The 13431-nt window shown below is 39.3% G+C and carries 14 protein-coding genes; 2 read left to right on the forward strand and 12 right to left on the reverse strand.

Annotated elements, in window-relative coordinates; all coding sequences use genetic code 11:
- Window positions 1-5 precede the first annotated feature (5 nt).
- The gene (fur, locus tag F896_RS05560) at window positions 6-443 is read right to left on the reverse strand and encodes a ferric iron uptake transcriptional regulator (RefSeq protein ID WP_004655147.1); all 438 of its coding nucleotides are present in this window, start codon (window positions 441-443) and stop codon (window positions 6-8) included.
- Window positions 444-554: 111 nt separating this feature from the next.
- Between fur and F896_RS05555 the strand changes: the two genes are divergently transcribed.
- Window positions 555-953: an outer membrane protein assembly factor BamE gene (locus F896_RS05555; RefSeq protein WP_004805189.1), complete on the forward strand. Its 399-nt coding sequence runs from the start codon at window positions 555-557 to the stop codon at window positions 951-953.
- 56 nt (window positions 954-1009) lie between these two features.
- Here the strand turns inward: F896_RS05555 and F896_RS05550 are convergent, their stop codons facing one another.
- The 11 genes from F896_RS05550 to F896_RS05500 all read right to left on the reverse strand — a co-directional run bounded on the left by F896_RS05550 (window position 1010) and on the right by F896_RS05500 (window position 12111).
- Window positions 1010-1330 (reverse strand): RnfH family protein, encoded by a 321-nt coding sequence (locus F896_RS05550; RefSeq protein ID WP_016164481.1) that lies wholly within the window; start codon window positions 1328-1330, stop codon window positions 1010-1012.
- Window positions 1330-2412, reverse strand: a complete 1083-nt coding sequence (locus tag F896_RS05545) for an SLC5/6 family protein (protein WP_016164482.1) — start codon at window positions 2410-2412, stop codon at window positions 1330-1332. The genes F896_RS05550 and F896_RS05545 overlap by 1 nt, the downstream gene beginning before the upstream one ends.
- A gap of 244 nt (window positions 2413-2656) precedes the next feature.
- Entirely contained in the window at window positions 2657-3112 is a 456-nt protein-coding gene (locus tag F896_RS05540; protein ID WP_016164483.1) for a bacteriohemerythrin, read from the reverse strand.
- A gap of 474 nt (window positions 3113-3586) precedes the next feature.
- Window positions 3587-4435, reverse strand: a complete 849-nt coding sequence (locus F896_RS05535; RefSeq protein ID WP_032882301.1) for a class II glutamine amidotransferase — start codon at window positions 4433-4435, stop codon at window positions 3587-3589.
- A 364-nt stretch (window positions 4436-4799) separates the two neighbouring features.
- Window positions 4800-5576 (reverse strand): GNAT family N-acetyltransferase, encoded by a 777-nt coding sequence (locus tag F896_RS05530; RefSeq protein ID WP_016164485.1) that lies wholly within the window; start codon window positions 5574-5576, stop codon window positions 4800-4802.
- Window positions 5577-5702: 126 nt separating this feature from the next.
- Complete coding sequence (argB, locus tag F896_RS05525) at window positions 5703-6602, reverse strand: acetylglutamate kinase (RefSeq protein ID WP_004655163.1); 900 nt, start codon at window positions 6600-6602, stop codon at window positions 5703-5705.
- A 12-nt stretch (window positions 6603-6614) separates the two neighbouring features.
- Complete coding sequence (locus tag F896_RS05520; protein ID WP_016164486.1) at window positions 6615-8036, reverse strand: phosphomannomutase/phosphoglucomutase; 1422 nt, start codon at window positions 8034-8036, stop codon at window positions 6615-6617.
- 195 nt (window positions 8037-8231) lie between these two features.
- Entirely contained in the window at window positions 8232-8684 is a 453-nt protein-coding gene (dut, locus tag F896_RS05515) for a dUTP diphosphatase (RefSeq protein WP_016164487.1), read from the reverse strand.
- A 59-nt stretch (window positions 8685-8743) separates the two neighbouring features.
- Window positions 8744-9217, reverse strand: coding sequence for a DUF695 domain-containing protein (locus tag F896_RS05510; protein WP_016164488.1), 474 nt, complete (start codon window positions 9215-9217; stop codon window positions 8744-8746).
- Between the two features lie 4 nt (window positions 9218-9221).
- Window positions 9222-11261: a UvrD-helicase domain-containing protein gene (locus F896_RS05505; protein WP_016164489.1), complete on the reverse strand. Its 2040-nt coding sequence runs from the start codon at window positions 11259-11261 to the stop codon at window positions 9222-9224.
- Between the two features lie 196 nt (window positions 11262-11457).
- Window positions 11458-12111, reverse strand: coding sequence for a YiaD family glycine zipper/OmpA-like lipoprotein (locus tag F896_RS05500; RefSeq protein ID WP_005150975.1), 654 nt, complete (start codon window positions 12109-12111; stop codon window positions 11458-11460).
- A gap of 392 nt (window positions 12112-12503) precedes the next feature.
- On the opposite strand from F896_RS05500, the gene F896_RS05495 reads away from it, so the two are divergent.
- Window positions 12504-13421, forward strand: a complete 918-nt coding sequence (locus tag F896_RS05495; RefSeq protein WP_016164490.1) for an acyltransferase — start codon at window positions 12504-12506, stop codon at window positions 13419-13421.
- Window positions 13422-13431 lie beyond the last annotated feature (10 nt).

Below are 13431 nucleotides of genomic sequence, written 5' to 3' on the forward strand. Positions count from 1 at the left end.
ACAGCTTATTTTTTACGATAAGCCTCTTGGCATTCTGCATCACTACAGTAACCGTATAGGTTTAAGGAGTGTCCAGTTAAGGCAAAACCATGTTGGTCTGCAACCGAATGTTGCTCTTTCTCGATAATATCATTTGTAAATTCAATAACTTTATTACAGTTTAAGCAAACAAGGTGATCATGATGATCTTCCTGCATGATTTCAAAAACGGAGTGATTGTTTTCAAAATGGTGACGCTGAATAATACCCGCAGCTTCGAATTGTGTTAACACACGGTAAACTGTCGCTAAGCCAACATCTTCACCTTGTTCAAGCAAGGTTTTATAAATATCTTCAGCACTTAAATGATGTTGTTTTGAATTTTCTAATAATTCCAAAATCTTAATACGAGGAAGGGTAACTTTAAGTCCAGCTTTGCGTAAGTCTTGATTAGAAATCGGCATAAAAAAAGGTCTCTCAACAAATCTTAAGTTGGAATAGGCAATAGAGTTTAGATGCAGTATGATCTATCCTTGACTCAAATGCATCATCATTTATCAGGATAGTGTAGCAAAATGCAAAAAATCATGCTGGCGTTGTTCGTCACTACAGTACTTAGCGGTTGTTCAGTCTTTGGTGTTTATAAAGTTGATATTCCACAAGGAACACCATTAACCAAAGCACAAGCTTCTCAAGTACAAGTGGGCATGAGCTTTCAGCAAGTCCGTTTCTTGCTTGGTAGTCCAACAGTGACAGATCCACTGAACCCACAACGTTGGGACTACATCTACAACTATATCCCAGGTACTTATGCGAAAAAAGCAAAAATACCTGCGGCACACGGTCAACATTTAAAAGTTTATTTTGATGCGAATGGTAATGTCGAACGTCTAGAAGGCTTAGATACGATTCCAGAATCACAACCTGGTTTACCGGCATCAAAAGAAGCGATTTTGACTGCGCCACCACTATAACGGCTTTCCAGTAAAAAGAAACCCCTCATCGATTCAATCGTGAGGGGTTTTATTTATCAGCTTGATGGTCTAAAACGATTACCTTTGATAAACCGCCCGACTGGATTCTTTGCTGCCCGCTTACGCCGAATATCATTCGGGTTAATGGTAAGAGCGCGATAGATTTCAACACGGTCACCTGCATGCAGGACTGTATCCACGTCAATTCGGCTACCAAATACACCCAACTGTAAAACTTCTGGTAGTACCACCTGCGCTGCTAAGCCACTAGCATCAATGGCCTGCTGAGCCGTCATTCCCTCGCTAAAGCTGACAGCAATATGGAATTGCTGTTCAGGGCTTGAGAAAGCAACCCAAACTTGTTTCACCTGCTCCATTAGAGCACTTGTCCAATCACAGCAATGATTGCCACGACAATTGAAAGTGGTAGCACAATACGGATGGCAATACGCCAGAGGTTATAAAACAGCTCATTGCTAAAGCCCATGGCTTTACGCAGATGACTAATCTTCATAATCCAGCCAGCAAATACTGCGTAAATCAAGCAAATCAGTAATCCCCAAAGCATGAGCAGGCTATTAAAGATTTGTTCCACTTGTGGTACAGCCCAAACAGCAATAGCAGCAAGCAAAATCGCCCATTGAATCACGATCGCAAGCTGACGCTGTGCCAATTGCTCTTTGGCAAATTGAATTAATAAGGCAGCAGACATTGTTGCAGCAAAAACCCATGCCAAGGCAGGAAACTGTGTTTGAACTGAGAAAAAGCCAAATGCGATCACCGCAAGCAGTTGCGCCACCCAAATCGGCAATACCGCAGTTGTCGCAGTATCTTGTTGCTTCACTGCCGCTAAACTGCTCTGCCAGTATAGACCCAGACCTAAACCACTTGCGACTAAAGCAAGTACCGTCGCATTGCCCCACTCCTTAAACTCGACACCTGTCCAATGCCATGCTTGTAAATGGGTTCCCATCACATTGGCAAGTACAAATGCAGCGAGTACGCCAAGCATAGTTAAAGCGATTAAAAACTGACGAGGAATAAAAGACAGTGCCAAGGCCACAACCGCAAAAATCGCGAAAACGATTTGGCTAGAAAGGTCTAATCCAAGTTGTTGACTCGTCACATGTGTCGCTGTCATCAACATACTGCCAGCAAAGAATGGGACAAAAACAACCGCCAACCATCCTACGATACGCCATCTTGGTGACGCATCTGCATCACGCGTTAAGCTGGAAAGCGCTTGTAATGCCGTCGTTTGTGAACGTTTAGCTAAAGCGATTTCAAGATAGCCGATAGGTAATGCCAATAAGATCATGGTACCTAACCACAGTAGCCAGAAATCGAATTGACGATCAATCTGGATTCCAACAGTAGGTGCCAATGTGGTAATCATGACAAAAGATAGGCAAAACGCCATCACTGGTGCAAGCCAGCGTGACAGAGTTGTGTCCTGCATAATGCATTCCTTGAAAAATCTTTGAACTCATTGCACTTTATGGAGTTTGCAATGAAATATTCAATCTATTTTGCCTTTCTCACGCCTGAAAATCAAAACAAAAGATATCGAAAGAAAGAAGCAAATCACCTTACGATGATTTGCTGCGCACGAATTATTATATTATTAAGTAGACCCCTTATGTTCACTCATACCACACCTTATTATTTTTTATCATAAGGGGTCTTTTATTATTGTCTTATTATTATGAGAAGAAACGAGAGAACCAGTTTTTCCCTTTTTTCTTTTCATTTTCTTTAATGATTCCAATCATATTTTCTTTTACAGCACCCACATAATCCGCATCATCATGACGGATATGGTTGATCAACCATTTTGATAGCGCTTCATGCAGTTCACTATCAATTTCTTGCCCCAACTCAAAACGCTGACGATAAGTCTCTATCTTTTTGATAAATAAGTCATGTACACGTTTATGTGGTACACGATATTTATAGTTTGCTTCTTCTTGTAGGCTTTCTTCAAAGGTAAAATGGGATTGAGTATAATCAATGATATTATCCAAAATACCTTTTAATTTTTCCCGATCATCACCCTCATTTAATTCATCAATTTCATTAATATAATCTAGAATACGACGATGCTGATCATCGATCACCTCGATTCCTGTATTATATTCGACAGACCATTTCATACCCATATCGAACCCCAAACCATATTTGATTTATTGAATAAGGATATAATATCGGCAAAGCAATCAAATAAAAACACAGCATTTTTGTCAGATTTTAACTATTGATAAAGAAAACAAATTAAACCCTTGTTTTATATTTATTTAAATATTTTAACCGATCAAAACACTCAAGTATTTTTTAACCAAAAAGAAAAAATATCTATCTAATTTTTATAGAAAATAATTTTAAAATTAAAAAAATCCAAGCAAAATAGTCTTATTTATTGTTTTGAGATTTTGCTATTAAATTTAAATCAGATAAATCCTTATTCCGCCCATAATTTCGTTTAAATTCAGCGAGTGTAGATAAATGTATTCCAGCAATCAGCTTAGAACTTGCCAATAACGTTTGAAAACTCCTGACTATCGCCACAGCTCACATTTAAATAAGTTTCAAAAAACAGCTCTAATGGTGAATTCATTTTTATCCATTTAACAACTTCAATACTGGTCTGCTTTGGTCACGCGTTTTAAAGCTGGATTTTCTGCTTCGCGGATTAAGCGCTCAACTCGTGTTAAGGCATGCAGAATCGGTTTACCGTGCTGAAATAAAATCATTTCCCCTGCTTGATATGCTGTCCATGCTTCATTATGTGTTAACGGCTCTGTCGTGATCACTGCAACGCGATCTTCTGGTGTGGTGACCTGACTAAAATCGACTTCTACATCAAGATCAATTAAATGTGCAGGCTGAAATGGATATTCACGCACGAGCCAATGCAACTTAGTGGTCGCATAGCTAAATAAGGCTTTACCATTAGAAAGACAGAAATTAAATGTACCATGCTCTGCAATCTGCGGGGCAATCTGCTGTAACAGTGCAAAGATTTCTTCTAGGCTAGGTTCGATATAGCCAAAGGCTTCAACGAATTGATCTAATAAATAACAAAATGCAAGTTCACTATCGGTATTACCTACCGGCTCGAAACGGCCACTTAACTCAGGTTTGAAATCATGTAAATCGCCATTGTGCGCAAAAATCCAATGTCTCCCCCATAGCTCACGCAAAAAGGGATGTGAATTTTCGAGGTTGATTTTACCTTGTGTCGCTTTACGGATATGTGCAATGACGTTGCGAGACTTGATTGGATAATTACGGATTAAATCAGCAATAGGAGATTCAACCGCAGATTGATTATCCACAAATAAGCGGCAAGCTTTATCTTCAAAAAAAGCGATCCCAAAACCATCACAATGATCAGAGGTCACCCCTGCGCGTTGTGAAAACCCACGAAAAGAAAAAGTAATATCTGTCGGGGTGGCGCAATTCATTCCTAATAGCTGGCACATATCTTTTAACTATCTAACATCTACGCCTATTGTGCATGAGGGAGAGATGCCTTGTAAATCTCAATATGTGCTCACTATTAGATTAAGAATGATAAGAGGTTCTGTTGATATTACACAGATGCTTGCGACAGAGGATATTTTTAGCTGATACGAGGCAGGGCTTGTAAAATTTAGTGACTCTAAATGAACAAGACATAACGACGTAGCGGCAAAAAATTTCCCTGTCCCATAGGGTTATGACTAAAACAACCCTAAACAGTCAGTATGAAACTTGATAAGAGCCATCATAGTAGGTATTTCATGCATTGATTATGTTGTTTTAGCCGATAACGTAATGCATGGTTGTAGTATCAACAAAACCTTACTACCGTTGCACCATTTTGTTCATCACGAAAGAGGTCGCAATCTTATTCACTTCAAGGAAAACGAAATAATCCAAGCATTTAAAATCTTCATCATAAAATGCTTGTTTTGATAGTTTCGATTGCATTCCCAAATAGGTCTGAAACAGTTTTGGCATACGTTCATCTTGTGGAAAACTATAGTCAGGACGTTCTGGTTCAAAGCTACGTTTTGAGCGGATATCGATAGTTTGATGATCACCCAACTGTTGGATCTGACGGTGCGTATAATAGGCACGTGCTAAGTTATCATCCAAATGGATACTGACACAGCCCATTAAGTACTTAGCACGCATTGACCACAGTACTTTAGGGGTCAAGTTCAACCATAACATTGATAGTGCTTTACCCGAGCGAAATTTAGGATGCACACAAGTACGTCCAATTTCTAAGATACTTGGTAAATGAGATAAATGCGGGACAACTTCAAACTCTTGAGCACTATAACTTTGCCCGATTTCATAACCTTGGAATAATTTAAGACGGGTATAAGCGACAATTTCACCTGTCCATTTTTCACGTAACACTGCATGTTCACAACCAAAATCATAGAGATCTTGATCTAAACCATCTTCAAAACGCATACCAAACTGATGGCTAAATTGCGTTGCTCTAAAGCGTTGTACTTCTTGTAATTCTTTTAAATTATCCACCCATTCAAAACGGAATTGATTTTGAGCTGGCTTGTGGCGTAAGGGTAAAGTCAATGTCTGGCGATATTGATTTAATTTTTCTAGCATAATGAAAGCTCCTTATGACTAGATCTACCTTAAATTGCTTAAATGACATTGCGATGACTAAAACATGAACAGGTCATGACAAAAAAGAGACCTGCTTGAGGTCTCTTTTTAAATCAATAGGATGAATTAATGTTTGGCACGATTGGTAATGAGTGTACCGACACCATGATCGGTGAAGATCTCTAATAAACTTGCATGCGGTACACGACCATCAACAATATGCGCACTTACAACACCACCTTTAACCGCATCAAGCGCACAACCGACCTTCGGAATCATACCGCCATAAATCACGCCTGTTTCGATCAAGCGATCAACTTCTTGTGTGCTTAGACCAGTCAATAGGTTTTTATTTTCGTCCAATACACCTGTGATATTGGTCAGTAAAATCAGCTTTTCAGCACCAAGTGCTTCTGCAACTTTACCCGCCACAAGATCCGCATTGATGTTATAGGTATTGCCTTCTTCATCCACACCCAATGGTGCAATTACTGGAATGAAATCACTTTGGGTAAACATTTCCAGTACATCGGTTTTGACACCAGTCACTTCACCGACCATGCCCAAATCAATTTGCGAAATAGAGCCGTCAGCTTCCTGCTTTTCCATCAATAATTTACGTGCACGCAGTAAATTACCATCTTTACCAGTTAAACCAATGGCACGACCGCCATGCTTATTGATTAGATTCACGATCGATTTATTGACACTTCCCCCCAACACCATTTCAACCACTTCCATGGTTGCTTGATCGGTTACGCGCATGCCATCAATACGATCAGACTCTTGTCCAAGACGTTTTAATAATGAATCTACTTGTGGACCACCGCCATGTACCACAATCGGGTTTAAACCAACGGTCTTTAACAACACAATGTCACGGGCAAATGAACTTTCCAATTCAGGATCAGTCATCGCATTACCACCATATTTTACAACCAACGTTTTTCCTGCAAAACGTTGGATATACGGCAAAGCTTCGATCAAAATTTTTGCTTTATCAATGCCGATATGCTCGTGTGGCATGCGTCTCTCCTTTTAGGCCTGTGCGAGTTCTTGTGCAATCTTTGGATATTGGTTTTGCAACATAGAAACAAACTTTTGACGAATTTCAATTAATCGGTTCTGATTATCAGCATCAAAACGGACGGTAAAATATTCACCAGTATTTGATGCTCGAATAATGCCAAATCCATCGTCAAAATCAAGTCTTACACCATCAATTTTGCTTAAACGGGCGCCTAAACGATGACTTAAAATTTCAATATCATTTAAAACTTGCTTAGGATTGGCATCATGGGTACTGATATATGTGTCTTCTGTGCAATAACGTTCAGGGTAAGCTGCCAATAACTCAGACAGACTTGTTGCATTGGATTGGGTTAAATATTCCATCACACGCAAAGCTGCGTATAAACCATCGTCATAGCCAAAACCACGTCCATCATTAAAGACATAGTGACCCGCATATTCACCGCCAAAAACAGCCGTGCCTTTTGATTGCGATAAATAAGCACGTAAGAAGCTACTACCCGTACGAATCATTTTCGCTTGACCTTCCAGCCCCTGCACGGTGTCCGCTACCATACGTGAGCACTTCACATCAAAGACGATTTCTTTATGTGGATGCTGCTGTAAGCACATCTGCGCAAATAAAGACAATAAGCGATCAGGACTAATAATATGTGCATTCTCGTCGAGTAAAACGACACGATCCCCATCACCATCCAGCGCAATACCGAGATCGGCTTTCTCGGCAACAATAGCGACTTGTAATTGCTTCAAATGCTCAGCATGAGATGGATCTGGCGCATGATCAGGAAAATGTCCATTGGCTTCACAGCGTAAAGCAATCACATCGCAGCCTAGTTTTTCTAAAACCAGTTTTGCACAACGCCCTGCAGAACCATGTAGTCCATCTAGAACGATTTTTAATGGTCGCGCTAACTGTATGTCACTAATCAATGAATGCTGATACTGCAAACAATACTGAGCAACAATTTGGTGTGCAGTATTTTCTGAATGCAAGAAATCCTCAATATTGCTCAAAGAAGTCTGTGCATACTGCCCCACCTGTTGAATGGTTTCTGGTGTCGGTGGCTCACCTTTTAAAATCCATTTAATCCCATTATCCGATTTCGGATTATGGCTTGCTGTCACCATAATACCATTGCCGCCAAAATCACGGGCAATGTAATACATCATCGGTGATGAACAACAACCAATATTAGTGACTTGTAAACCTTGTTTTTCGAATATATTTTGGATGATATTGGCATAAGTCGGACTGGTTAAACGTGCATCATAACCAATCACCACGTGTGTCTGTTCAGCATTTTTATATTGCGAAACTAAAGCATAAGCAATTAGGCTAATAATATTTGGCGTTAAATTACTTAGCTTTCCACGAATATCATAAGCACGGAAAATATTCAGCGGAAATGTATGTTGTATATTCACTGTAAGCCCCTATTTTTATAATCATTTGATCCATAAAAAAAGCAGAAACTATTAAGAAATTAATTAACCCTTATTCAGAAAAATTAAAATAATTAGTCAGCTGCTTTGTAATATATATCAAGGCAACAATCAATATGAAAAATGCAACGTTTTTCAGCAAAACATTGCATTTAAAGTTATAACTACTGAAAAAGCTTATTGTTTTCCAGTATGACCAAAACCACCTGCGCCACGCTCAGTCGCAACGAATTCGCTCACTTGTTCGAACTCTGCTTGTACCACTGGAACCAATACATATTGTGCTAAACGCTCACCTGGTTCTAAACGGAAGCTGTTTTGTCCACGATTCCAAACCGATACCATGAGCTCGCCTTGGTAATCAGAATCAATCAAACCCACTAAGTTACCTAACACAATACCATGTTTATGGCCTAAACCTGAACGCGGTAGAATTAAACCTGCAAAGTTTGGATCTTCGATATAAATCGCCAAACCTGTTTTCACTAAAACTGTTTCACCCGCAGCGATATCAATCGCTTCATCTAAGCATGCGCGTAAATCTAAACCTGCTGAACCAGTCGTTGCGTAAGAAGGCAAAGCCCACTCTTGACCTAAACGTGCATCTAATACTTTAACTTGGACTTTCATAAACCTAACCTTTCAAATATAAAATTACGACTTCTGAAGACTAAAAGATATGTAATCAGCTAATCTTTCAAATTTTTCATAAAATCTGAATATAAATCCCAATCTGGTTGATAAGTCTCAACTATTTTTAGTGGATAAGTTTGCTTATCCTTTAAAACTTGGTTGAGTTTCTTTTGCCAGACAATCGGATTTTTTACATACAAAACCCATTCTTTTCTAGAATTTCCAGTTGCAACTAAAACTAGATGACCTAAACCATTGGTATCTAATTTTGAAATATCTTCTTCGAACTCAAATTGTGAATCCATGGTTGAAGCATCAGGCATTCCACTATTATTTACATCAAAATATGACCAATAAATCCTTAATAAATATGGATAATCCGACTTAACAACACCTTCTGCATATTTACCACGAAATACTAAATCCTTTCCATCTTCAAAACCTTTTGCAGTAAAATATGTTTCTTCTGCTGCTACAGTTTGACTAAAAAACAGCAATGATAGAAAAGCGATAAAAATATATTGCTTCACAAAACTATCTTTTCAACAATGCTTTCAAATTCGCAAGGTACTGCTGAGCCTGTTCTTTTGGATCAACATTTGGCGCCAGTTTCTTTTTACGACCATGCCATTCCAAATCATCTTGTGGCATCTCGTCCAAGAAACGGCTTGGCGTCATTTGACGCATTTGTCCACCATTTTTACGCTGCTCAGCAAGGGTCAGTGTTAAACCTTGACGGGCGCGAGTAATACCTACATACATTAAACGGCGTTCTTCTTCGACCGTTTCCGATGCAATCGAGTTCTTATGTGGTAATAGCTCTTCTTCCAAGCCAATCATATACACATAAGGGAACTCCAAACCTTTTGCCGCATGCAAGGTTAATAAATTCACTTTATCGGTATCTTCTTCTTCCTGTTGCTGTTCGAGCATATCCAACAGCACTAGTTTACGAATCACGCTTTCGATATTTTTCTCATCCACATCATCAGTACGATTCAATAGATTTTGAATACTGCTATACAAGCTTTCAATACTGTCGAGTTTGGTCTTCTCTTGTGCAGGGGTCGCAGCCTGTTCTCGAATATAATCGATATAACCTGCTTCATTGATCATCTGACGCACTTTCGGCATTGGTGCATCATCATCTAAGAGCTCTCGCGTAAATGTCGCAATAAAATCAGCAAACTCATGTAATTGAGTCGCAGCTTTTTTCGGTAACACCATGCTTAAACGTTGGTCTGATGACGCAGTAAGCAAAGACAAGGTATTTTCTTGTGCAAATAAACCCAATTTTTCTAAAGTAACAGGCCCAATGGCACGCTTTGGCGTATTGATAATACGTAAGAAGGCACTGTCATCTTCAGGGTTAATGATGAGACGTAAATAGCTCATCACATCCTTAATTTCGGCACGCGCGAAGAAAGACTGTCCGCCTGACAACTTATACGGAATTTGCATCTGACGCAGTTGGGTTTCAATCACACGGGCTTGAAAGTTACCACGATACAGCACCGCATAATCTTTCCAGTTTTTACCATTCATCAGCTTATGTGTGATCAGATCTTTCACCACACGTTCCGCTTCATCATCGTCATTCAAACAGGTGATGACACGAATGGTTTCGCCGTGACCCTTATCACTCCACAATTTCTTATCAAAAATATGCGGATTATTTTCAATCACAGCATTGGCCGCTTTTAGGATACGACTGGTTGAACGATAGTTCTGCTCCAGCTTAATCACTTTGAGATTATGGAAATCATCTTTCAGCAACGCCATGTTTTCAGGCTTTGCACCACGCCAAGCGTAAATGGATTGGTCATCGTCACCTACAGCGGTAAACTGCCCCATCACCCCAACTAAAAGCTTAACAAGGGTATATTGCGCAGTGTTGGTGTCTTGATATTCATCCACCAATAAATAACGAACGCGGTTCTGCCATTTGTCACGGACTTCAGCATTTTCCTGAAGCAAACGTGTTGGCATCACGATCAAGTCATCAAAGTCTACGGCGTTATAGGCACGTAAGTTACGCTCGTAGAGCTGATACAGATGTGCAAACTGGACATCTTCAACGGTTTCACAAGTTGAGTGTGCTTGTTCAGGGACGATCAGATCATTTTTCCAATCTGAAATTTTCTTCATCACCTTGGCTAACAGCTCTTTGCTCTCAGCACCTGATAAATTGTCACGCTGCATCAAATCCATCAAGATTCGTTTGCAGTCATCGGCATCTAAAATCGAGAAATTGTTTTTAAGCGGTAAATGTTTTAATTCTAAACGGAGTAAATTTAAACCGAAAGTATGGAAAGTCGAAACCGATAGCCCTTTCGCTTCTTCACGTGACAGCAGCTTTCCAACACGCTCTTTCATTTCACGTGCCGCTTTATTGGTAAAAGTCATTGCAGTAATACGATAGGCAGGAATACCACATTGCTGCACTAAAAAGGCAACTTTTCGGGTAATTACAGAGGTTTTACCTGAACCTGCACCTGCAAGTACCAACAATGGCCCCTGAACATATTTCATGGCCTCAAGTTGCTTGTCATTAAGTTGACTGGCAGATGACATCGGTTATACCTCTCTCGTTTCCGAGCTTGATTTTTCGAGCACAATTATAGACATCTCTGTTTTATAATCCCAATAGTAAATCTAGGGATATGTATAAATTATGATGTCTTACACAAATAGTACGCCATAGCTTGTCGTCTATATTTATATGCAATAAAAAAACCACCCGAAGGTGGTTTCTTTAAATCAGTAAGAATTACTGTTTTGCATAAATGCTGATTTCAACACGGCGGTTTTGCTCTTTACCAGAAGCAGTTGTGTTTGAAGCGATTGGGTTAGCTGAACCTAAACCTTGCGCATCAATACGGCTACCAGCAATACCTTGACCAGCTAAATAGTTTTTAACTGATTGAGCACGTGCTTGAGACAATGGGATATTGATTGAGTCATTACCTGTGTTATCTGTATAACCTGTTACAAGGATCGCACTCTTGTTATCTTCACCTAAAGTTTGCGCTACTTTATTCAAAGTACCGTAGAAGTTAGGTTTGATGTTTGATTTGTTGGTATCAAACGTAATGCTACCAGGCATGATCAATTGTACAGAACCATCTGGGTTACGGCCGACTTCTACACCAGTACCCGCCATTTGCTCACGTAATTTTTTCTCTTTGTTGTCGAGGTATAAACCACCAGCACCACCGAGAATTGCACCAATTGCCGCAGCACGGTTATTTTGCTTACTTGAGTTTGCGTTACCCTTAGATACACCATAACCCGCAGCTGCACCAATTAATGCACCTAAAGCAGATTTGTCATACTCAACGCCGCCAATGTTATTACCTGTTGTTTGGCAACCAGAAAGTACTAATCCAGCCCCTACGAGTGTTGAAATTACTAATGCACGCATTGCGTTGCTCCTGTCTATGTATTTTGTTGTCTGCACAAATGATGAATGAGAAAATGGCGCTAGACCATTGATTTTTTGTTAATAATAAACACTTTATTTATAGTTTTGTAATATTTTGATGCATTTTACTTGATCGAAGCAACACAATTTCTTCATTGTTATATCCATCGCATAATAAAACAACAATGAGACCCATATCACAAAATTAAATCATGCAATTTATAAGTAACCTTGACAAGATAGTCTGCACATTTTATCTATAAAAAAACAGATGTCCCTTTTTGAATATATAAAAAATGTCAATAACTCAAAATATACAGTTGTATTTCAACATCTGTTGTTTATAGTTGGAACATCTCTTTTTTCAAACATATGCACTCAAGGTTCGATTTATGGCTACCGCTAATAAAAAAGCATCCCTATTGCAAAAAGTCAGTAAAGGATTAACCGTTAGTTCTGTGATTACAGGCAGCACCTTCTTTCATGGTCCGCCAGTACTTGCTCTAGGTCTCACCAAATTATTTAAACAATCTGCAAAAGTAGATGAAACAAATATTCAAATTACCAACAGTTGGTTAGGGGTAAATAACTGGTTAATTGACCATGTTCTGCCAAATTTAGAATGGGACATCAGTATTGATGAGCAACTTGATCTTAATTTGCAGGGGCGATACTTGATGATGTGTAATCATCAAAGTTGGGTCGATACCACAGTAAATCAGTATTTCGGTTTAACCCGTATGCCACTCACCCGTTTTTTTACCAAGTGGGAACTTATTTTTATTCCTTTTGTGGGGCAAGCCTTCAAAATATTGGGTTTCCCGATGATGAAACGTCATAGCAAAGAACAAATTGCCAAAAATCCAGAGCTAAAATCACGAGATATGCTTGAAGCACGTAAAGCTTGTGAACAGTTGCTTAGTCAACCTTTTACATTATTAAATTATTTAGAAGGTACTCGCTTTACTGCTGAAAAACATGCTGCACAACAATCCCCTTTTCAAAATCTCCTCAAACCCAAAGCGGGTGGTTTGGCCTTGGCGCTCAGTATTCTTGGTGATCAAATTGATGCATTAGTCGATATGACTATTGTGTATCCTGATGGTGCACCCGGTTATGGCGAATTCTGGTTGGGAGATGTATCACGTATTGCCGTCGATTTACGTAAAATAGAAATTCCAGACTGGGTACTCGGCGGTAATTATGAGGATGATCCTGTCTATCGTGAACGTTTCCAAAAATGGGTCGATCAAATCTGGACTGAAAAAGATCAGTTAATTACACAAATGAAATCCAAGTATCATCAATAATCTCATTAGG

The sequence above is a fragment of the Acinetobacter genomosp. 15BJ genome (assembly GCF_000400715.1).
Classification (GTDB): Bacteria; Pseudomonadota; Gammaproteobacteria; order Pseudomonadales; family Moraxellaceae; genus Acinetobacter.

What these genes read in the sequence shown, in the direction of transcription:
- F896_RS05530 (WP_016164485.1), bottom strand. Translation starts at nt 5,576, where the DNA reads ATGCTAGAAAAATTAAATCAATATCGCCAGACATTGACTTTACCCTTA.
- F896_RS05545 (WP_016164482.1), bottom strand. Translation starts at nt 2,412, where the DNA reads ATGCAGGACACAACTCTGTCACGCTGGCTTGCACCAGTGATGGCGTTT.
- dut (WP_016164487.1), bottom strand. Translation starts at nt 8,684, where the DNA reads ATGAAAGTCCAAGTTAAAGTATTAGATGCACGTTTAGGTCAAGAGTGG.
- F896_RS05500 (WP_005150975.1), bottom strand. Translation starts at nt 12,111, where the DNA reads ATGCGTGCATTAGTAATTTCAACACTCGTAGGGGCTGGATTAGTACTT.
- argB (WP_004655163.1), bottom strand. Translation starts at nt 6,602, where the DNA reads ATGCCACACGAGCATATCGGCATTGATAAAGCAAAAATTTTGATCGAA.
- F896_RS05555 (WP_004805189.1), top strand. Translation starts at nt 555, where the DNA reads ATGCAAAAAATCATGCTGGCGTTGTTCGTCACTACAGTACTTAGCGGT.
- fur (WP_004655147.1), bottom strand. Translation starts at nt 443, where the DNA reads ATGCCGATTTCTAATCAAGACTTACGCAAAGCTGGACTTAAAGTTACC.
- F896_RS05550 (WP_016164481.1), bottom strand. Translation starts at nt 1,330, where the DNA reads ATGGAGCAGGTGAAACAAGTTTGGGTTGCTTTCTCAAGCCCTGAACAG.
- F896_RS05505 (WP_016164489.1), bottom strand. Translation starts at nt 11,261, where the DNA reads ATGTCATCTGCCAGTCAACTTAATGACAAGCAACTTGAGGCCATGAAA.
- F896_RS05495 (WP_016164490.1), top strand. Translation starts at nt 12,504, where the DNA reads ATGGCTACCGCTAATAAAAAAGCATCCCTATTGCAAAAAGTCAGTAAA.
- F896_RS05540 (WP_016164483.1), bottom strand. Translation starts at nt 3,112, where the DNA reads ATGGGTATGAAATGGTCTGTCGAATATAATACAGGAATCGAGGTGATC.
- F896_RS05535 (WP_032882301.1), bottom strand. Translation starts at nt 4,435, where the DNA reads ATGTGCCAGCTATTAGGAATGAATTGCGCCACCCCGACAGATATTACT.